The organism is Marinactinospora rubrisoli, from assembly GCF_042664915.1.
Taxonomy (GTDB): domain Bacteria; phylum Actinomycetota; class Actinomycetes; order Streptosporangiales; family Streptosporangiaceae; genus Marinitenerispora; species Marinitenerispora rubrisoli.
In genome coordinates, this window is the sequence record NZ_JBHTBH010000006.1 from 248,178 (window position 1) to 267,154 (window position 18,977).

The window sequence follows — 18,977 nt, forward strand, 5'->3', positions numbered from 1 at the left end:
GAACCGCAGCGCGGTATACCCTCGCCGTCGCGTCCCCCGCTCGGAAAGGTCGCCCCATGCCCCCGCCCATCGGTGGCCGGATCGCCGGTCTCTCCCTCCCGCCGGAATGGGCGGAGGTGTTCCGGGCGGCCCCACGGCACATCTTCGCGCCGGACGTGGGCTGGGACGCGGACCGGCGCCGGTGGATCGACCGAGTCACCGATCCCGAGACCTGGTGGGCGACGGTGTACGGCGACACCGCCATCGTCACCCAGATCGAGGACGGCGCCACCGAACTGACCGCCGAAACCGTGGTGCGGACGGCGAACTACACCTGCTCCCTCTCCGCCCCGGGCGTGGTCCTGGACTTCCTCCGCCTGCTGGCGCCCGACCCCGGGGGCCAGACTCTGGAGATCGGCACCGGGACCGGCTGGACGGCCGCGCTGCTCTCGGCACGGGTCGGGGACCGGAATGTCACCTCGGTCGAGGTGGACCCACGGCTCGCCGAGCAGGCCGCCGCGAACCTCGAACTCGCCGGGTTCGCGCCCACCCTGATCGTCGGCGACGGCGCGCTGGGGTGGGCCGACCGCGCTCCCTATGACCGGGTACACGTCACCTGCGGTGTGCGGGAGGTCCCGTACGCGTGGGTGGCCCAGACGCGGCCGGGCGGTGTGGTCGTGGCTCCCTGGATGTCGGCGTCCGGCGCACGGCTCAAAGTCCGGTTCGTGATCGCGGCCGACGGCACCGCGGTGGGCCGGTTCCACGGTGGTGCGACGTACATGCTGCTGCGCGGCCAGCGTGACCCGCTCGTTCCGATCCACGGTGAGCGGCGGGAGTCGCCTGCCTCCGTGGACCCGCGCCGTCTCGATAAGGGCGGCGCCGGACTGCGCGTCGCTCTGGCCGGTCTGCTACCTGGAGTGACCGTGGGCGGCGGCGCGCGGAATCCCGTGGACGGCACGTTCCGGCTCGCCGTACGTGACCTGGCGAGTGACTCGCATGCCATCGCCGTGGCGCCAGCCGATGGCGGCGAAGCGCGGGTGGCCCAGCGCGGACCGCGTGATCTGTGGGATGAGCTGGCCGCCGCGTACCTGGACTGGGTGAGCTGGGGCGAGCCGGGCGCGGAACGGTTCGGGCTGACCGTCACCCCGGACGGGCAGCGCGTGTGGCTGGACCGGCCCGACAGCCCTGTTGAACGGAGGACGTGAATGGGCAAGCACGGAGAGGCACCGGACTGTCCGGTCTGCGGAGGCACCGGTGTCGTGGAGTCGACTCACGACGGCTCCGGCGGCCAGAGCTCGGACACGGTGAACTGGCCGGCCTGCCGCGGCACCGGAAAGATGTGACCGGCCTACAACCCCATCTGGTCGCGGACCTCGGTCAGCGCCCTGGCGGCGCGCTCGCGCACCGCCGGGTCGGTGGGGTCCACGCCCTCGTCGTAGTAGACCCGCCACAGCACGTCCTCGCCGTCGGGCGGGCGGCGGGCCACCAGTCTGGCGCCCCTGGGGTCGTCGGGGTCACCGGTGAGCGGAACGTGCTGGGTGAACAGGATGCTCGCGGTCACCCGCTCGTAGACGGTCTCCGCGAGCCGGCCGGGCTCGGTGACGGCGTAGGTGTGCTCGCCCGCGCCCTCCTCGACGAAGGTGAAGCCGGCGGCGGTCCAGCGGATCTGGTCGATCTCCTGCCATGGAACGGCGCGGCCGTCGGGCAGGTGCAGGGCGCGGGTGGTGGCGACGAGTTCGCCCTCGGGGGTCATGGCGCGCGCAAGTGCCCGTTCGCCGGACGGCAGGTGGAGCCGAAGCTCCACGTCCCTTGGTCGTCCGTGCCGGCGCAGCCATGCCATAACGCCAGCCTAGCGGCGGCCGGGCACCGCGAACGGCCGCCCCCTGAACCCGCAGGCCACCACGATCGTGAACGCGCGGCGGGCCTCGTCACCGGTCCCCGGCGCCGTCGCGGGGCGACAGCACGGTGACCACGCTGGAATCGTCCTGCGCGCCGAGACCGGCCCGTTCGCCGAGCAGGTAGAGCTGCTGGGCGGCCGCGGCCAGCGGGGTGGGCACGTGGGCGTCCTTGGCGACCTCGGTGACGATCCCCATGTCCTTGACGAAGATGTCCAGCCGCGAGCGGACCTCGGCGCCCTCGCCGTACGCCTGCAGCATGCGGGGACCGCGGTCGGCGAGCATGAACGATCCGGCCGCGCCCTGGGCGAGGCTGTCGATCACCACGGCCGGGTCCAGCCCGAGACCGCGGGCGAGGGCGACGGCTTCCGCGGCGGCGGCGATGTGCACGCCCGCGAGGAGCTGGTTGATGGCCTTGAGCGCCTGGCCGTCCCCGGGATCGGGGCCGACAACGGTCAGTGTGGAGGCGAGCCGGTCCAGCACCGGGCGGGCCGCCCGCAGTGCGTCGGGGTCGGCGCCCACGACGATGAGCAGGTCGCCGGTCCCGGCGCGGGTGGGACCGCCGCTGACGGGGGCGTCCACGAGCCGGATGCCGCGCTCGGCGAGCCGGGCGGCGGTGTCGCGCGCGGCGTCCGGCCCGACGGTGCTGGTGAGGACGACGATCCCGCCCGGACGCAGCGTGGTGGCGGCGCCGTCGGCGCCGAACAGGGCGGCCGTCACCTGCGCCTGATCCCGGACCGCCACGAGCACGATGTCGGCGGCGCGGGCGGCGTCGGCGGGACTGGCGGCGTCGGCCGCGCCCGCCGCGGTGACGAGGGCGCGGCGGTCGGCGGCGACGTCGAAGACGGTGACCGGCAGGCCGGCCACCAGGTGGGTGGCCATGGGCAGTCCCATGGCGCCCAGGCCAATGACCGCGACGCGGGGGCCGGCGGGTGCGGAGGGGGCGGGTTCGGGCATCTCAGATCCTCTGTGTCGTGCGGGTGTCGGACGTGCGGCGCGGGCGTCGCACGGGTGTGGGCGGGTCCGGGCGGGGCGGCGTCCGGAGTTCCGTTGTCCGGGTTGTGGCACGTCCGGCGGTTCAGGGAAGCGACGGCATCGGAGCCGGGCCGCCGTCAGGGCGGTGTCCGCCCGACGTTCGGGGCGGACGGCTCCGTCCCGCCCCCACCGTGGCGTCCGGCGCCGGTGCCGGTGAGGACGCCGCGGACATGGACCCGCATCACAGGTTCCGCAGATGGTCGACGACGACGGCCAGCGCGTCGTCGTCCCCCACGTTGCCGGGAAAGACCACGTACGGAATCCCGGCGCCGGGCCCCGAGACCGGCTGCCACAGCGAGACGATGCCGGGCAGCATCGTGCCGCGGGCCCACGCGCGGCGGACCTCCAGGCCCTCGGTGGCGATGTCGCTGGAGGTGATGCCGCCCTTGGCGACGACGAAGGCCGGGCGGAGTTCGGCGGTGACGGCGCGGACCGAGGCCACCAGCGCGGCCGAGACCTCGCGCGCGATGGCGAGGCTGCTGTCGGCGTCGCCGCCGACGACGAGGTCGCGGCTGGTGCGCAGCACGACCTCGCCGTGGGCCAGCGCGGCGACGCAGGCGGCCGCGGTGTCGGCGATGTGGCCGGCGCGGCGGTCGGCGTCGAGCAGTGTCGGCACGTGCAGCTCGAACTCGGTGATGCCGTCGAGGCTGCGCAGGCGGTCGAGTTGGCGGGTGGTGAGGCCGACGTGGGAGCCGACCGCGATGAGGCCGTGCGCGGCGGCCGGGACCCGCGCGTCGCCGTCCGGGGCGGCGGTGAGGGCGTGCAGCGACTCACGGGTGAGCGGGGGACGGGCGTCCTGGCCGGAGCGGGCGCGGACGAAGGACGGGCCGACCCGGTAGAGCAGCCGGGTGCCGCGCGCCTCCGCGTCGGCCAGGGCCAGGGCGAGGACCCGAAGGTCGTCGTCGCAGGCGGCGTCCACCACGGCGGGACGGCCGTCACGCAGGCCGGCGAGTAGCCCGGCGACGTGTTCGGGGCCGCGGACCCGCAGATCGGTGAGGGTCACGGCGAGCACGTCGGCGGCGCGCACGCGGCCGTTCATCTTCTCGGCGACCCAGTCGCGCAGGTCGGAGCTGCGGTAGCCGAACGTCGCGTCGCGGGCGAACTCGCTCTCCCCCACCGGCAGCATGCCGCCGTCGGTGCGCATCCAGTGCGTGGAGTCGATGGTGAGGCGGCCCGGTTCCACGTAGGCGGGGACGATGACCACGCCGTCGATCGGGGCGGCGCCGGTGGCGGCCAGTTCGTCGGCGATGGCGTCGGTCTCCAGCGGGAAGTGGCCGCGCAGCGTGGAGTCGCTGCGGCTGGCAACGGCGAAGTCGACGCCCTCGGCGGTGGCGGCCGTGCGCAGGGCGCGGATCACCGCGCGGGCGCGGTCGGCGGCGTCGGCCGGGCCGAGGCTGCGGCTGTTGGTCAGGACGAACAGGGCGGTGCTGTCCTGGCGGAGCCCCCACCGCAGGTCGTCCACCTCCCACCGCGTGAGCACCGGGACGTCGGTGACGCTCTGGGTGCCGGTGGGGTCGTCGTCCAGGACGACGAGCCGGGGGCCGCCGGTCACGCGGGCGGCGACCTCGGACGCCGGGACCGGGCGGACGGCCGGCTGGCCGGTGAGCAGCCGGTCCAGCGGGACCGTGCCGCGCGCCCCGGTGGACTTCGGGGGGTGGGACATGGCGGTGTTCCTTCTGTCGGTGGGAGCGAGCGGCGGCGTCGGACCGTCTGACCGTCCGTTTGACGGGTGGTCCGCCCGGCGGCGCGGGCGGCCGGTCAGCGGTCGCGGGCGGCCGGGTCCGCCGCGGCCCGGGGCGCCATCACGTGGGTGTGCAGGTCGTCGGTGGTCTGATCCAGGTGCGCCGTCATCGCGGCGCGGGCCCGCTCGGGGTCGCCGGACCGCAGGGCGTCGAGGATGGCCGCGTGGTGGCCGATGGCGTGCGCCCGGATCTGCGCCACGGCCGAGGTCTCGCGGCGCGCCTCCACGAGCAGGCGGCCGAACGGCTCGAAGAGCAGCGGCACGAACGCGTTTCCGGTGGCCCGCATGACGGCGTCGTGGAACGCGATGTCGGCCTGCACGAACAGTTCGACGTCGGCGGCGGCGTCGGCGGCGCGCATGTCCTCGATCAGGGTGGCGAGCTGTTCGAGGTCGTCGTCGGTGCGCCGCTCTGCGGCGAGCTGGGCGGCGCCGGTCTCGATCAGCCGCCGGGCCTCGATGAGCCGGTCGGAAATGGCGGCGCTGGTGCGCGGGGTCGTGGCGGCGGCCCGGATCATGGGCTCCAGTGCGGTCCACTGGTCCGGCGGGTTGACGTAGGTGCCCCGGCCGCGCTGGATGCGCACGACGCTCTGCACCCGCAGCGCGGTGATGGCCTCGCGGACGGTGAGCCGGCTGACCGCGTACTTCTCGGCCAGCTCCCCCTCGGCCGGCAGGGCGCTGCCGGCGGAGTAGCGGCCGTCGATGATCGCCGTCAGCAGGTCCTCAGCGATCTCGTCCGACAGGGCCACCGGGGCCTCCTTCCACACCCTTGGGTGTTCGCGACCGTGACGTCAGACGTCTGATGTCGCTTCGACGGTACGTAGGCCGACTCACATCGTCAAGCGACGGGACAGGGTGCCCACCATCGCGAACGTGCGCCGCCCCGGCCGCCCGGCCGCGCCGGGCCGGCGAGGGGCCCAACGCGCACCGAATTACCGGCAAACAATAGTTGGCCGCCTTGGTCGGCATTTTGACCGCACATCGTTGATCCACCCACCCCACCACACAGATGCTGTTGACGAGAGGCGACACAGGCGAATTCGATGAGCTTATTTTTTTGTCATCCATCCATCGATTCAACAGGGGAATTGAAATGACGGTGCCCACTCTGACCACGTACGCGGTCAATCTGTCGATGTCCGACCAGAAACACCGCGATCTCCTGAAGCAGGGATTCATCCTCTACGCGTTCAAAGCCGTGAAGACCGACCAGCCGACCCCGAAACAGGGCCCCACCGTCTGGCTGGACGTCCCCAACTTCTACCAGCAGAGCACGGTCAGCTGGGAACAGGACTACGACGCCTACTTCGCTGACGTGCAGTTCCAGGCCGGTGCGATCATCACCGGCGAGACCCGGACCGGGATCGACCTCGGCCAGGGCAGGAAGATCGTCCCGGTCGGGGCCGGCTACGACTGGGACGTCGATGACGGCATCACGGACTGGATGACCATCCGCAACAGGTCGGGCCGGACGTTCACCGTCGGCCTGGAGCAGGTTCCGCACTACGGGGCGAAGAACTACCAGAACGTCATTCCCAGCCAGCGCGCATCGGCGCGGACCTCTCCCATGTGCGCGTTCGACCTTGAAAACAATCTCCACCGCGTCATACGGCCGCTTCAGCAGGTCATCATGCTGTTCGCGACGGTGAAGCTGCAGCAGGGCTCGATCGTCACGGCGGGATTCTCCGACGCCGCCGTGATCGACGCCTCGACCGGCAGTGCCGACGTCGAATTCACCGACGACAACAGGTGGAAGGGCGAGAAGGTGAAGGAGATCCCGGCGGACGATTTCATGAAGTCCTGCATCCAGAGCGGCTGACAACCGCACGAGCGCGCCCAACCGGGGGCCTGGATCCGCCATTCCAGGCCCCATCGCCCGGCCGCGCGTCCGGTTCTCAGTCCAGGTAGTCCCGCAGCATCCGGGCTCGTGAGGGGTGCCGCAGCTTCGCCAGCGTCTTGGACTCGATCTGCCGGATCCGCTCCCGGGTGACCCCGAACTCCCGGCCCACCTCCTCCAGGGTGCGCGGGTGGCCGTCGACCAGACCGAACCGGAGCTGGATGATGCGCTGCTCCCGCTCGGACAGCGCGTCCAGCAGGCAGCCGAGCTGTTCCTGGAGCATGACGAACGCCGCCGCCTCGACGGGGACGACGGCGTCGGAATCCTCGATGAAGTCGCCGAAGTCGGAGTCCTCCTCGCCGATGGGCGCCTGCAGTGAGACCGGCTCCTGGGCGATGCGCTGGATCTCCTGCACCCGCTCGTCGCCGAGCCCCATCTCGCTGGACAGTTCGTCCGGGGTGGGCTCCCGGCCGAGCTGCTGGTGCAGCTGGCGCTGCACCCGCATGAGCTTGTTGATGGTCTCGACCATGTGCACCGGGATGCGGATGGTGCGCGCCTGGTCGGCGATGGCGCGGGTGATGGCCTGGCGGATCCACCACGTGGCGTAGGTGGAGAACTTGTAGCCCTTGGCGTAGTCGAACTTCTCGACCGCGCGGATCAGCCCGAGGTTGCCCTCCTGGATGAGGTCCAGGAGCAGCAGGCCGCGGCCGATGTAGCGCTTGGCGATGGAGACGACCAGCCGGAGGTTGGCCTCGATCAGCCGCCGCTTGGCGCGTTCGCCCTCCTCGACCAGCTCCCGGAGTTCGACCGTGCTGTGCGGCACCACTCCGGCCGGCTGCCCGCCCGGGTGCCGGGCCGCGCCGAGCTTGCGGTCGGCGTACAGGCCGGCCTCGATGGCCTTGGCGAGGTCGACCTCCTCGGCGGCCGAAAGCAGCGGGACGCGGCCGATCTCCCGCAGGTAGATGCGCACGAGGTCGCTGGTCGGCGCCCGGCGGGCCGACTCGGCGGCCGCGGTGATGTCGTCCGTGGCGGGGTCGATGACGTCGACCCCCTGGCGCGCCAGCCCGCTGACGACCTGGTCGAGGACCTCCGGCGGAGCGTCCAGCCGGTCGAGGGCGGCGGCGACGTCGGCGGTGGTGACGGGTTCACCGGATTTTTCACCCGCGACCAGCCGCACCACCTGATGAATGGGCGGCAACTCGCCGGGCAACACCGAAGGAGCCACGAATACATTGTGCCCGCTCGGGCAGCGGCATGGAGAGAACTATTATTGTCACCTTCGTGTTACGCGCCGCCGGTGACACGCTCACGAACGAGGCGTTTGCGCTGGCCAACGGCCATGAGTTCCCCGAATACCCGCTGGTATTCCTCGGCGTCGGCGACCGCGTCGAGACGGCCGAGTCGCGATTTGAGGTTTGCGATCTGCCGATCGATGGAATGAATTGTGATTGCGCCGAGAATTTCGGTGGCGAAATGCTCGTCGAGCTCTCCATAGACCTCGATGGGCTCGACCGCGAGTTCGGTGACGAAGCCGCGCTGGGCGTCGTTGGGCGCTGCGTCGCGCAGCCGGGCCGCCCACCGCGCCGGGTCGTCGGCCGCCGCGGTGCCTCCCTGGGCGCGGATCAGCTCGTGGACCGCGCGGTGCTGGGGGACGGTGAAGGCGTCGGCGTCCAGCCGGTCGAACTCGGCGGCGAGCGCGGGATGCTGTACGGCGATCTTCAGCGCCTGGCGTTCGCGCTGCACCAGCGGGTCGCGGCGGTCGTATCCGGCGCCGTCCGGCCCGGGTGCGGGGCGCACCGGCTGGGGACGGCCGCGCCGGGCGGAACGGCCGCCGCGGGCGAGTTCGTCGACCCGGCGCAGTACGTAGCTCTCGTCCATGAGGCCGACCCACTTGTCGAGGCTGACGCCGTAGAACTTGCGGATGCCCTCGTTGCGGATGCCGGCGACGATGGGGGCGGCGGCCTCGAAGGCGGCGATGCGTCCCTCGTAGGTGTCGAGGTTGTGGTTGGCGATCTCGCTGCGGATGGCGAACTCGTACAGCGGGCGCTTCGTGGCCACGAGGTCGCGGACGGCCGCCTCGCCGTGCTTCAGCCGCAGATCGCACGGGTCGAGGCCGTCGGGCTGCACCGCGACGAAGGTCTCGGTGACGAAACCGTGCTCCTCGGCGAACGCCCGCAGCGCCGCCTTCTGGCCGGCCGCGTCGCCGTCGAAGGTGAAGACCACCTCGCCGCCGAACTCCGAACGCCCGAGCAGCATGCGCCGCAGGATCTTCAGATGCTCCTCGCCGAAGGAGGTGCCACAGGTGGCCACCGCCGTGGTGACCCCGGACAGGTGGCAGGCCATGACGTCGGTATAGCCCTCGACGACGACGGCCTGCCGTTCCCGTGAGATGTCGCGCTTGGCGAGGTCGAGCCCGTACAGCAGGTGGCTCTTCTTGAAGATCGGGGTTTCCTGCGTGTTGAGGTACTTCGGGCCGTCGTCCTCGGGGTCGAGCTTGCGCGCACCGAACCCGACGACCTCGCCGGTGACCTCGCGGACCGGCCAGACCAGCCGGTTGCGGAACTTGTCGTAGGGTCCGCGCCGCCCCTGGCTGGCCAGGCCGGCGAGGATGATCTCCTTGTCGGAGAACCCCTTCTTGCGCAGGTGCGTGGTCAGCGCCTCCCAGCCCGGCGGCGCGAAGCCGACGCCGAACCGCTCGGCGTCGGCCCGCGTGAAGCCGCGGTCGCTGAGGAAGCGCCGCCCCTCCTGGGCGCGCGGGGTGAGCAGCTGCTCGACGTAGAACTCGGCCGCGGCCTTGTGCGCGTCGAGCAGCCGCTGGCGCTGCCCCTGGTCGGCACGCTGGGTGTACCCGCCCTGCTCGTACTGGAGCCGGATGCCGGCCCGCTGGGCCAGGCTCTCGACCGCCTCGACGAAGCTGAGGTGCTCGATCTTCTGCACGAAGGCGATGACGTCGCCCCCCTCGGCGCAGCCGAAGCAGTAGAACAGCCCCCGGCTCGGCGTCACGTTGAAGGACGGCGACTTCTCGTCGTGGAACGGGCACAGGCCCTTGAGGGAGCCGCCGCCCGCGTTGCGGAGCTGGAGGTACTCACCGACGACGTCGGCGATGGGGGAGCGCTCGCGGACGAGCGCGACGTCTTCGTCTCGAATCCGACCGGCCACAGTCCCTCAGCGTACGTCGCCGGGAGCGCTGGTTTCATCCCGCTCGGCCGGCTGTGGACTCCGGGCCGGGCGGCGGGCGGCGTCAGCCCACCTCGGAGTTGCGCAGCGTCCCGGCGGCCGTGTACGCCTGCCGCAGCACGCCGTACAGCTCGTCGAGCTGGGTGCGCACCTTGGTGATGCCCAGCGCACCGCCGGAGACGCCGGTGTTGTTCAGCGCCAGCGCGACGGTGTGGCTGCCGTCCGGGTTGGCGTCCAGCCGCAGGGCGTACTGGTAGTGCATGGCGAAGGCGCCGAGCAGCATCGCCTTGACCTTGCTGCCCTTCTCGGCGAGTCCGTGCTGCGGGTTCTCCCAGGTGTAGCGGTACCCCTGCTGGGCCAGGGTGGTGTGCAGCACCTCTCGGGCGGCATCGGGATGGGCGTCGACATGGAATTTGGCGAAGGTGGCCATGATGTGTCGTTCTCTTACCGGTCGTGGATGGGGTCGACCGGGTCCGGACTTTCGGGCGGTGCGGCGGTACGCCGCACCGCCCGATCGTCGTTCCCGGTTATTCGCAGGACCGTAGCGGCTGGTCCGCCCGGCTGCCCACCGGAAAGAGATCACGAACCGCTTACGAATGTCGATGAAAACGGCGATTCACCGAGGTTTTTCACCTTGTTTCCGGTTTTCGGGTTCGGTTCCGCTTCCGGTGCCGGTTTCGCCGGAGCGTTCGCGGTCCGCGCCACGCGCCCCTTTCCGCCGACGCCCGCAACGGCACGGCGCCTCATCCCCGGCCGGACCCGGTCGCGCGGGCGGCCGGCGGCGACGCCCCGGTCTCGGTACCGTCGTCGCCGGGCGGCGGCACCGGGCGCTCCGCCGCACGCCGCCGGGCGGCGCTGGAGGTGCCGACGCGGTTCTTGTTGTATATGTCGAAGGCCACGGCGGCGAGCAGCACCAGGCCCTTGATGCCCTGCTGCCAGTCCACGCCCAGGCCGATGAGGGACATGCCGTTGTTCATGACGCCCATGACCAGCGCACCCACCACGGCGCCGACGACGGTGCCCACACCGCCGGAGGCCGACGCGCCGCCGATGAACGCCGCGGCGATCGCGTCGAGCTCGAACATGGTGCCGGCGCGCGGCGTGGCGGCGTTCAGCCGCGCCATGAAGACCAGGCCGGCCAGCGCGGAGAGCACGCCCATGGTGACGAACACCCAGAACGTGGTGCGCTGCGTCTTCACACCCGAGAGCATCGCGGCCTTCTCGCTGCCGCCGACCGCGTAGATGCGCCGCCCCACGGTCGTGGAGTTCATGACGAAGGAGAACGCGACGATCAGCGCCACGAGCACCAGGCCGACGATCGGGATGCCGTTGTGGATCGCGAGCACGTAGGCGAACAGCATGACCATCACGACCAGGGCGACGCACTTGGCGGCGAACAGATTGCGGGATCCGGCCGGCAGCCCGTACCGCAGCGCGCGCCGGCGCGCCCGCAGCTGGACGGCCACCAGCGCGGCGCTCGCGGCCACGCCGAGCAGCAGGGTGAGCACGTGCACCTCGCCGCCGGCGAGGTCGGGGACGAAGCCGGTGCCCAAGGCGCGCAGCGACTCCGGCAGCGGGCCGATGGACTCGCCGCCGAGCACGACCATCGTCGCCCCGCGGAACACCAGCATGCCGGCGAGGGTGACGATGAACGCCGGGATGCGCACGTAGGCGATCCAGAACCCCTGCCAGGCGCCGATCAGCGCGCCGGTCAGCAGTGCGAGCACCACGACCAGGGGCACCGGCAGCCCCCAGCCGGTGAGCATGACCGCGGAGGTCGCGCCGACGAACGCCACGACCGAGCCGACCGAGAGGTCGATGTGGCCGGTGATGATGACCAGCATCATCCCGATCGCCAGGATCAGGACGTAGCTGTTCTGCATGATGAGGTTGGTGATGTTGAGCGGCCGGAGCAACAGGCCGCCGGTGAGGATCTCGAACAGGATGACGATGACGGCGAGCGCCATCACCATCCCGTACTGCCGGGCGTTGCTCCGTATCGCGTCGCGGATGGCTGTCATGGGTGGCGCGCCTCGCTGGTGGTGGGGGCAGCGGCCCCGGCGGGGCGATCCGCCGTCATGAGCCGCATGAGGGATTCCTGGTCGGCCTGCTCGCGGGGCAGCGCGCCGGTGATGCGGCCCGCGCTCATGGCGTAGACGCGGTCGCACATTCCGAGCAGTTCGGGCAGCTCGGAGGAGATGAGCAGCACGCACTTCCCCTGGCCGGCCAGGCGGTGGATGATCTGGTAGATCTCGTACTTGGCGCCGACGTCGATGCCGCGGGTCGGCTCGTCGAGGATGAGCAGGTCGGGCTCGGTGGACATCCACTTGCCGAGCACGACCTTCTGCTGGTTGCCGCCGGACAGGTCGCCGGTGCGCTGGAACACGTCCCGGCTCCGGATCCGCAGCCGCTCGCTCAGCTCGCCGGCGCGCAGCGCCTCCTGCCCGGGGTCGATGACCCAGCGCCGGCTGACCCGGTTCAGGGCGGCCAGCGACATGTTGCGGCGGATGTCCTCGTCGAGGATGAGCCCGAGCTCCTTGCGGTCCTCGGGCACGTAGGCGATGCCGTTGGCGATGGCGTCGCCGACGGTGCGGATCCGCACCTCCCGGCCGTCCCGGTACAGGGTGCCGGAGACGTAACGGCCGTAGCTGCGGCCGAACAGGCTCATGGCGAACTCGGTGCGCCCGGCCCCCATGAGCCCGGCCATCCCCACGATCTCGCCGGCCCGCACCGTCAGGTCGACCCCGTCCACCACGCGGCGGTCCAGCCGGGTGGGGTGGTCGACCGTCCAGCCGCGCACCTCGAACCGGACGTCCCCGATGTTCGGGGTCCGCTCCGGGTAGCGGTGGTCGAGATCGCGCCCGACCATGCCGCGAATGATGCGCTCCTCGCTCACCTCGCCATCGGCGGTGCGCAGCGTCTCCACGGTGCGGCCGTCCCGCAGGATGGTGATGCTGTCGGCCACCTGGGTGATCTCGTTCAGCTTGTGCGAGATGAGGATCGAGGTGAGGCCGCCCGCCTGGAACTCGCGCAGCAGCCGCAGCAGGTTGGCGCTGTCGGTCTCGTTGAGCGCGGAGGTGGGCTCGTCCAGGATCAGCAGCCGGACGTCCTTGGCCAGCGCCTTGGCGATCTCGACGAGCTGCTGGCGGCCGACGCTGAGCGACCCCACCGGCACGGTGGGGTCCTCCCGCAGGCCGACCCGCGCGAGCAGCGCGCGGGCGTCGCCGATGGTGCGCCCCCAGTCGAGCACGCCCGAGCGGTGGACACGCTCGTTCCCCAGGAAGATGTTCTCGGCGACGCTCAGCTGTGGGATGAGCGCGAGCTCCTGGTGGATGATGGCGATGCCCGCGGCCTCGCTGTCCCGGATGTCGCGGAACGCCCGCGGTTCGCCGTCCACGAGGATGTCGCCGCCGTAGGAGCCGTGCGGGTACACCCCGCTCAGCACCTTCATCAGGGTCGACTTGCCGGCCCCGTTCTCGCCCATCAGGGCGTGGATCTCCCCGCGCCTGACCCGCAGGTCGACGTTCTCCAGCGCGAGCACGCCGGGGAACTCTTTGCTGATGGCGCGCATCTGGAGGATGGTGTCGGTCATCGCGGCCTCCGGCCGGCTAGTCGGCGAGCTGTTCGGCGGTGTGGTAGCCGCTCTCGACCACCACCTCCTCGTAGTTGTCCTGGTCCACCGAGACCGGTTCGAGGAGGTAGGCCGGAACGACCCGGACGCCGTTGTCGTAGCTCTCGGTGTCGTTGACTTCGGGCTCCTGGCCGTTGATCACCGCGTCGGCCATGTCGGCCGCGACCCCGGCGAGTTCGCGGGTGTCCTTGAACACCGTCTGGGTCTGCTCGCCGGCGATGATCGACTTGAGGGAGGCGACCTCGGCGTCCTGGCCGGTGATGACCGGCATCGGCCGGTCCTCGGTGCCGTAGCCGACGCTCTTCAGCGAGGAGATGATGCCGATGCTGATGCCGTCGTAGGGCGACAGCACGGCGTCGAGGTGCTCGTCGCTGTAGTTGGCGCTGAGCAGGTTGTCCATGCGGGCCTGCGCGGTGGCACCGTCCCAGCGCAGCGTGCCGATCTGCTCCATGGAGGTCTGCCCGCTGCGGATCACCAGGTCGCCGGAGTCGATGTAGGGCTGCAGCACCGACATCGCGCCGTCGAGGAAGAAGGCGGCGTTGTTGTCGTCCGGCGAACCGGCGAACAGTTCGATGTTGAACGGCCCCTCGCCGTCGGCGAGCCCCAGGCGATCCTCGATGTACTCGCCCTGGAGCACGCCCACCTGGAAGTTGTCGAAGCTGGCGTAGTAGTCGACGTGCTCGCTGCCGAGGATCAGCCGGTCGTAGGAGATGACCGGGATGTCCTGGTCGGCGGCCTGCTGGACGACGTCGGTGAGGGCCGCGGCGTCGATCGGCGCGATCACCAGGGCGTCCACGTCCTTGGTGATCATGTTCTCGATCTGCGAGATCTGGTTCTCGACCACGTCCTCGGCGTACTGCAGGTCGGTGCTGTAGCCCATCTCCTCGAACTGCTCGACCATGCTCTCGCCGTCCAGCACCCAGCGCTCGGAGGACTGGGTGGGCATGGCGATGCCGACCATGCCGTTCTCGCCGCGGGCGGCGTCGCCGACCGCGCACGCCGTCAGCGTGGTCATCAGCAGCGCCGCGGTGGCGATCGCCGCGGCGGTGAGTCGTCGGGTCCTCATGTCTGCTCCCTCCGGCGCCGGCCGCCCGGCGGTGCGCGCGGGCCGGCGCCGATTCACTGGTGGGTTCGGTGGGGTGGGGATGGAAGGGGTGGGCGGCGGGTCTCACTCGTCCTGGGCGGCGGTGAGCTCGATGACGGTCCAGGACACGGGCGGCAGCACGACGCGGACGCGCGCGCCGTCGACGGTGGCGTCGGGGTTGGGGTACGGGACGACCCGGTCGGGGTCGTCGGGGGTGTTGACGGCGCGCGGGTCGTCGTCGGCGACGGTCAGGCAGCGGGCGACGCGGCCGGCGCCGAGCGCGCGGGCGTCGATGTCGAGCTCGACCCGCTGGCCGGTGGACCGGTTCACCGCGAACACCGCGGTGGTACCGGCTTCGGCGTCGTGGGTGGCCACGGCGTCGACCACGGGGACCGGGCCGAATCGGGCGGTGTCCTGGACCGGGCCGGCCGGCTCGACGCGCAGCACCTCGCCGGACGCGATCCGGGAGGTGAGCGCGAACGGGTGGAAGCTGGTCTGCCGCCAGGCACGTCCGCCCGGCTCGGTCATGATCGGGGCGATCACGTTGACGAGCTGGGCCTGGCAGGCGGTGGTCACCCGGTCGCTGTGCCGCAGCAGCGAGATCAGCAGGTTGCCGACGACGACGGCGTCGGCGACGTTGTACCGGTCCTCCAGCAGCGGTGGCGCGACCGGCCAGTCGTCGCCGCTGGGCGGCCGGCTCCCCTCACCGCTCTGGTACCAGACGTTCCACTCGTCGAACGACAGCATCATCCGTTTGGAACTGCGCAGCCGGGAGCGGACGTGGTCGGCGGCGGCCACGACCGCGTCGATGAACCGGTCCATGTCCACCGCGGAGGCGAGGAAGCTGGGCAGGTCGCCGTCCCGCTCCTCGTAGTAGGCGTGCAGGGAGACGTAGTCGACGACGTCGTAGGTCTCCTCCAGGACGGTGGCCTCCCACTCGCCGAAGGTCGGCATGCCCAGGTGCGAGCTGCCGCAGGCGACGAGTTCCAGGTCGGGCTGGATCATCCGCATGGCGCGGCCGGTCTCGGCGGCGAGCCGGCCGTACTCGCGGGGCGTCTTGTGGCCGATCTGCCAGGGCCCGTCCATCTCGTTGCCCAGGCACCACATGCGGATGCCGTGGGGTTCGGGCGTGCCGTTGGCGATCCGCCGGTCGGACCAGGCGGTGCCGCCGCGGTGGTTGGCGTACTCCAGTACGTCCAGCGCTTCCTGGATGCCCCGGGTGCCGAGGTTGACCGCCATCATGGGCTCGACGCCGGCCCGGGCGGTCCACCGGGCGAACTCGTCCAGGCCGAACTGGTTGGTCTCGGTGCTGTGCCAGGCGAGGTCGAGGCGCCGGGGGCGCGACTCGCGGGGGCCGATTCCGTCCTCCCACCGGTAGCCCGACACGAAGTTGCCGCCGGGGTAGCGGACGACGCTCACCCCGAGTTCGCGGACGAGGTCGAGGACGTCGGTGCGGAAGCCGTCGGCGTCCGCGGCGGGGTGCCCGGGCTCGTAGATGCCGGTGTACACGCATCTGCCGAGGTGCTCGACGAAGGATCCGAAGGTGCGGCGGCTGACCGGGGCGACGCGGAAGGCGGGGTCGAGGGTGATCGAGGCGGTGAGCATCGGGCGGCGTTCTCCCTGCGGGTCGGAGCCTCTGGGGCGAGTGAACGGAGGCAGGCGTCGGTTCGTCGCGCGTGGCGGGCGGGCGGTGTCACAGCACCGGCCACCCGGCCGAGTCCCAGGTGATGGTGCGGATGCCGAGGGAGGGGGCGCCGTCGGCGTCGGCGTCGTAGAAGTGGTGGGCGAGGTGGCCGCCGGACACCGACTGCCCGCCCGGCCCGGCCATCGCGCCGGAGCCGGCCAGCAGCACGGTTCCGCCGCCGTCGAGCATCGGCCGTCCGGAGCGGTCGACGTAGGGGCCGGTGACCGAGGTGGACCGGCCGACCGCGATGCGGTAGGTGCTGTTGACGCCCTGGCAGCAGGTGTCGAAGGAGACGAACAGGTAGTACCGGTCGCCGCGCCGCAGGATGTACGGCGCCTCGATCGCGTTGGGCGGCTGCCCGCGGTCGGCGATCCGCAGGGGCGCGCCCTGGCCGGCGGCGGGCTTGCCGCTGGGCCACTCCAGCCGGAGCATGCGGATGCCGCTCCAGAAGGACCCGAAGGCGAGCCACGGCGTACCGGCCGCGTCCTCGACGACGCCGGGGTCGATGGCGTTGTAGTCGTCGGTGGTGTGCGACTCCGCGACCTTGCCCTGGTCGACCCACCGGTAGCCGGGGTCGGCGGGGTCGAGCGTGGTGTTGGTGGCCAGCCCGATCACGGACCGGTTCTGGCCGAACGTGGAGGCGGAGTAGTACAGGTAGTAGGTGCCGTCGTGCTGGTAGACCTCGGGGGCCCAGAGGTTGCTGACACCGGGCACCTCCTGGGCGAGCCACGCGGGCTTGGTGTCCCACACCGTCCCGACGTAGCGCCAGTCCCGGCCGTCGGCGGACGCCCGGATCTGGATGTTGCCGTCGCCGCGCCGCGCGTCGCCGGTGGAGAAGACGTACCAGTCGCGGCCGGAGCCGCCGGCGACCAGGGCGGGGTCGTGCACGGCGAGGTCGCCGGTCAGGTCGACCGGGGCCTGGCGCGCGGCGGCGGTTCCGGCCGGGGCGGCCTCGGCGGCGGCCGGTGGCGCGGCCAGCGGCACGCCGAGCAGCAGGGCCGCCAGCGCGGCGGCGATCCGCCGGGCCGCTCCGGCCGGCGCGGATCGGCGGCGCCGCGGTCGGGGGTTCGGTCGGTCGGTTCTCATTTCGGCACCTCCGGGTGGGGGAAACGGGAGGGTCGGTGGGCGGGCGGAGGGGTCATCGCAGCCCCACGTCCCCGACGCCGCGGACGACGTGCCGCTGCAGGACGGCGAAGACGATGAGCAGCGGGACGGCCCCCAGGACCGCGGCGGCCATGTTCTCGGCGTACTGGATGCCGTACGCGCCCTGCACCGAGCCGAGGCCGACGGGCAGCGTCATCAGGTCGGGGTCGGTGGTGACGATGAACGGCCACAGGAAGTTGTTCCAGGCGGCGACGAAGGTGAAGATCCCGACCGCGCTGAGGATCGGCACCGACATCGGCAGCACGACCGACCAGAGCACCCGCAGGTGGCCGGCGCCGTCCAGCCGGGCGGCCTCCTCGTACTCGCGCGGGATGCCGTCGAAGAAGCGCTTGAGGACGAACACCATCACCGGCGCCGCCACCTGCGGCAGCGCCACGCCCCAGTAGGTGTCGACCAGGCCGAGCGCGCTCATCTGGTTGAACAGCGGGACGACGAGCACCTGCGGCGGCACCAGGATGCCGGCGAGGAACGCGGCGTAGCACCACCGGCGGCCCGGGAAGTCGGTGCGGGAGAACCCGAACGCGGCGAGGGCGCAGCAGACCAGGGTGAGCGCGGTGACGAGGGTGGCCACCACGGTGCTGTTGAGGAGCCAGCGCAGGATGTCGCCGCGGCCCAGCACCTCGGCGTAGGCGGCGAGGGTGGGGGCGTCGGGCAGCCAGCGGACCGGCAGCGCCGTGGTCTCGGCCTCGGGCTTCAGCGAGGTGGTGAACGCCCACAGCAGGGGTACCAGCCAGAGCACGGCGACCGCGAGGGCGGCCAGCGTCCATGCGACGCCGGCCGGGCTGAGCCGCACGCGGCGCCGCTTCGTCGTGGGCCGCGGGCCGGGGCGGGCGGCGCGGCGCGGCCGGGCGGGGATCGCGGCGGTCACGGCCGGTCCTCCTTGGTCGCGGTGAGGCGGAACTGCACGAGGGAGACGAGGATGAGCAGCGCCAGGAACATGTAGGCCACGGCCGAGGCGTAGCCGGTGCGGAAGACCCCGAATCCGGTCTCGTACACGTACTGGATGAGCGGCCGGGTGGCCAGGTTCGGACCGCCGCGCGTCATCAGGTACACCTGGTCGAAGATCTTGAGGGACGCCACGAGCTGGAGCACGACCACCAGGCCGGTGACCCGGCGCAGCATCGGCAGGGTGATCCGGGTGAGCCGTTGCCAGGCGCCGGCGCCGTCGAGCTCGGCGGCCTCGTACACCGGGCGCGGGATGCCCTGCAGGGCCGCGAGGTAGAGCAGGTAGTTGAACCCGGCGGTCCACCAGGTGGTGGTGACGACCACGGCGAGCATGGCGACGCGCTCGTCGCTGAGCCACCCCACCTCGGGCAGCCCGATCCGGGCGAGCCCGGCGTTGAACAGCCCGAACCCGGGCTGGTAGAGCCACACCCAGATCAGGGTGACCACGGCGACCGGCAGCAGGTAGGGGGCGAAGAAGGAGAAGCGCAGCAGCCAGCCCAGCCGCCGGACGCGCTGGGTGAGCAGGGCCAGGGCGAGTCCGGTGAGCACCAGCGGTGGGGTGCTGAGCGCGGTGAACACGACCGTGTTCCACAGCGACGACCACACCGCGGGGTCGGAGAGCATCTCCGACCAGTTGGCCGTCCCGACGAAGGCCGCCGGCCGGCCGGTGAGGCTCTGGTCGAAGAAGCTCGACCACAGCCCGGCGAGGGTCGGCCACACCAGGAACACCCCGTAGACGAGGGCGAACGGCAGCACGAACCCCGCTCCGGACCAGGAGGCCGGCCGGCGTGCGGGGGCGGTGGACATG

General features: G+C 71.8%; 16 protein-coding genes. 2 read left to right on the top strand and 14 right to left on the bottom strand.

All coding sequences use genetic code 11. The features are described from left to right. The first annotated feature begins 56 nt into the window (after positions 1 to 56). Positions 57 to 1,184: a methyltransferase domain-containing protein gene (locus ACFQRF_RS14500; RefSeq protein ID WP_379871605.1), complete on the top strand. Its 1,128-nt coding sequence runs from the start codon at positions 57 to 59 to the stop codon at positions 1,182 to 1,184. Between the two features lie 143 nt (positions 1,185 to 1,327). On the opposite strand, the gene ACFQRF_RS14505 is transcribed toward ACFQRF_RS14500, so the two are convergent. The 4 genes from ACFQRF_RS14505 to ACFQRF_RS14520 form a co-directional block, all read right to left on the bottom strand. Continuing rightward, positions 1,328 to 1,819 carry a hypothetical protein gene (locus ACFQRF_RS14505; protein WP_379871606.1) on the bottom strand — a complete coding sequence of 164 codons (492 nt, stop codon included), beginning with the start codon at positions 1,817 to 1,819 and terminating at the stop codon, positions 1,328 to 1,330. Between the two features lie 88 nt (positions 1,820 to 1,907). After that, positions 1,908 to 2,831 carry an NAD(P)-dependent oxidoreductase gene (locus tag ACFQRF_RS14510; RefSeq protein ID WP_379871607.1) on the bottom strand — a complete coding sequence of 308 codons (924 nt, stop codon included), beginning with the start codon at positions 2,829 to 2,831 and terminating at the stop codon, positions 1,908 to 1,910. 259 nt (positions 2,832 to 3,090) lie between these two features. Next, positions 3,091 to 4,572 carry a four-carbon acid sugar kinase family protein gene (locus ACFQRF_RS14515; RefSeq protein WP_379871608.1) on the bottom strand — a complete coding sequence of 494 codons (1,482 nt, stop codon included), beginning with the start codon at positions 4,570 to 4,572 and terminating at the stop codon, positions 3,091 to 3,093. A 95-nt stretch (positions 4,573 to 4,667) separates the two neighbouring features. Next, positions 4,668 to 5,396, bottom strand: a complete 729-nt coding sequence (locus tag ACFQRF_RS14520) for a FadR/GntR family transcriptional regulator (RefSeq protein WP_379871609.1) — start codon at positions 5,394 to 5,396, stop codon at positions 4,668 to 4,670. Between the two features lie 344 nt (positions 5,397 to 5,740). Here ACFQRF_RS14520 and ACFQRF_RS14525 point away from each other — a divergent pair, with 344 nt between their 5' ends. Next, the gene (locus ACFQRF_RS14525; RefSeq protein WP_379871610.1) at positions 5,741 to 6,466 is read left to right on the top strand and encodes a hypothetical protein; all 726 of its coding nucleotides are present in this window, start codon (positions 5,741 to 5,743) and stop codon (positions 6,464 to 6,466) included. Positions 6,467 to 6,542: 76 nt separating this feature from the next. On the opposite strand, the gene rpoD is transcribed toward ACFQRF_RS14525, so the two are convergent. The 10 genes from rpoD to ACFQRF_RS14575 all read right to left on the bottom strand — a co-directional run bounded on the left by rpoD (position 6,543) and on the right by ACFQRF_RS14575 (position 18,976). Next, positions 6,543 to 7,697, bottom strand: coding sequence for an RNA polymerase sigma factor RpoD (gene rpoD, locus ACFQRF_RS14530; protein WP_379871757.1), 1,155 nt, complete (start codon positions 7,695 to 7,697; stop codon positions 6,543 to 6,545). Positions 7,698 to 7,768: 71 nt separating this feature from the next. Continuing rightward, the gene (dnaG, locus tag ACFQRF_RS14535; protein ID WP_379871611.1) at positions 7,769 to 9,643 is read right to left on the bottom strand and encodes a DNA primase; all 1,875 of its coding nucleotides are present in this window, start codon (positions 9,641 to 9,643) and stop codon (positions 7,769 to 7,771) included. 82 nt (positions 9,644 to 9,725) lie between these two features. Then, on the bottom strand, positions 9,726 to 10,091 hold the full coding sequence (locus tag ACFQRF_RS14540) for a hypothetical protein (RefSeq protein ID WP_379871612.1): 366 nt from the start codon (positions 10,089 to 10,091) through the stop codon (positions 9,726 to 9,728). Positions 10,092 to 10,404: 313 nt separating this feature from the next. Continuing rightward, the gene (gene mmsB, locus ACFQRF_RS14545; protein WP_379871613.1) at positions 10,405 to 11,682 is read right to left on the bottom strand and encodes a multiple monosaccharide ABC transporter permease; all 1,278 of its coding nucleotides are present in this window, start codon (positions 11,680 to 11,682) and stop codon (positions 10,405 to 10,407) included. Continuing rightward, complete coding sequence (gene mmsA, locus ACFQRF_RS14550) at positions 11,679 to 13,253, bottom strand: multiple monosaccharide ABC transporter ATP-binding protein (RefSeq protein ID WP_379871614.1); 1,575 nt, start codon at positions 13,251 to 13,253, stop codon at positions 11,679 to 11,681. The genes mmsB and mmsA overlap by 4 nt, the downstream gene beginning before the upstream one ends. A 16-nt stretch (positions 13,254 to 13,269) precedes the next feature. Then, complete coding sequence (gene chvE, locus ACFQRF_RS14555) at positions 13,270 to 14,358, bottom strand: multiple monosaccharide ABC transporter substrate-binding protein (protein ID WP_379871615.1); 1,089 nt, start codon at positions 14,356 to 14,358, stop codon at positions 13,270 to 13,272. 102 nt (positions 14,359 to 14,460) lie between these two features. Next, positions 14,461 to 15,981, bottom strand: a complete 1,521-nt coding sequence (gene arfA / locus ACFQRF_RS14560) for an arabinosylfuranosidase ArfA (RefSeq protein WP_379871616.1) — start codon at positions 15,979 to 15,981, stop codon at positions 14,461 to 14,463. Positions 15,982 to 16,069: 88 nt separating this feature from the next. Beyond that, positions 16,070 to 17,146 carry an arabinan endo-1,5-alpha-L-arabinosidase gene (locus tag ACFQRF_RS14565; RefSeq protein ID WP_379871617.1) on the bottom strand — a complete coding sequence of 359 codons (1,077 nt, stop codon included), beginning with the start codon at positions 17,144 to 17,146 and terminating at the stop codon, positions 16,070 to 16,072. A gap of 52 nt (positions 17,147 to 17,198) precedes the next feature. After that, positions 17,199 to 18,092, bottom strand: coding sequence for a carbohydrate ABC transporter permease (locus tag ACFQRF_RS14570; protein ID WP_379871618.1), 894 nt, complete (start codon positions 18,090 to 18,092; stop codon positions 17,199 to 17,201). Beyond that, positions 18,089 to 18,976, bottom strand: coding sequence for a carbohydrate ABC transporter permease (locus ACFQRF_RS14575; RefSeq protein WP_379871619.1), 888 nt, complete (start codon positions 18,974 to 18,976; stop codon positions 18,089 to 18,091). Before ACFQRF_RS14575 ends, ACFQRF_RS14570 begins: the two co-directional genes overlap by 4 nt. Position 18,977 lies beyond the last annotated feature (1 nt).

What these genes read in the sequence shown, in the direction of transcription:
- ACFQRF_RS14500 (WP_379871605.1), top strand. Translation starts at nt 57, where the DNA reads ATGCCCCCGCCCATCGGTGGCCGGATCGCCGGTCTCTCCCTCCCGCCG.
- ACFQRF_RS14505 (WP_379871606.1), bottom strand. Translation starts at nt 1,819, where the DNA reads ATGGCATGGCTGCGCCGGCACGGACGACCAAGGGACGTGGAGCTTCGG.
- ACFQRF_RS14510 (WP_379871607.1), bottom strand. Translation starts at nt 2,831, where the DNA reads ATGCCCGAACCCGCCCCCTCCGCACCCGCCGGCCCCCGCGTCGCGGTC.
- ACFQRF_RS14515 (WP_379871608.1), bottom strand. Translation starts at nt 4,572, where the DNA reads ATGTCCCACCCCCCGAAGTCCACCGGGGCGCGCGGCACGGTCCCGCTG.
- ACFQRF_RS14525 (WP_379871610.1), top strand. Translation starts at nt 5,741, where the DNA reads ATGACGGTGCCCACTCTGACCACGTACGCGGTCAATCTGTCGATGTCC.
- ACFQRF_RS14540 (WP_379871612.1), bottom strand. Translation starts at nt 10,091, where the DNA reads ATGGCCACCTTCGCCAAATTCCATGTCGACGCCCATCCCGATGCCGCC.
- mmsB (WP_379871613.1), bottom strand. Translation starts at nt 11,682, where the DNA reads ATGACAGCCATCCGCGACGCGATACGGAGCAACGCCCGGCAGTACGGG.
- mmsA (WP_379871614.1), bottom strand. Translation starts at nt 13,253, where the DNA reads ATGACCGACACCATCCTCCAGATGCGCGCCATCAGCAAAGAGTTCCCC.
- chvE (WP_379871615.1), bottom strand. Translation starts at nt 14,358, where the DNA reads ATGAGGACCCGACGACTCACCGCCGCGGCGATCGCCACCGCGGCGCTG.
- arfA (WP_379871616.1), bottom strand. Translation starts at nt 15,981, where the DNA reads ATGCTCACCGCCTCGATCACCCTCGACCCCGCCTTCCGCGTCGCCCCG.
- ACFQRF_RS14565 (WP_379871617.1), bottom strand. Translation starts at nt 17,146, where the DNA reads ATGAGAACCGACCGACCGAACCCCCGACCGCGGCGCCGCCGATCCGCG.
- ACFQRF_RS14575 (WP_379871619.1), bottom strand. Translation starts at nt 18,976, where the DNA reads ATGTCCACCGCCCCCGCACGCCGGCCGGCCTCCTGGTCCGGAGCGGGG.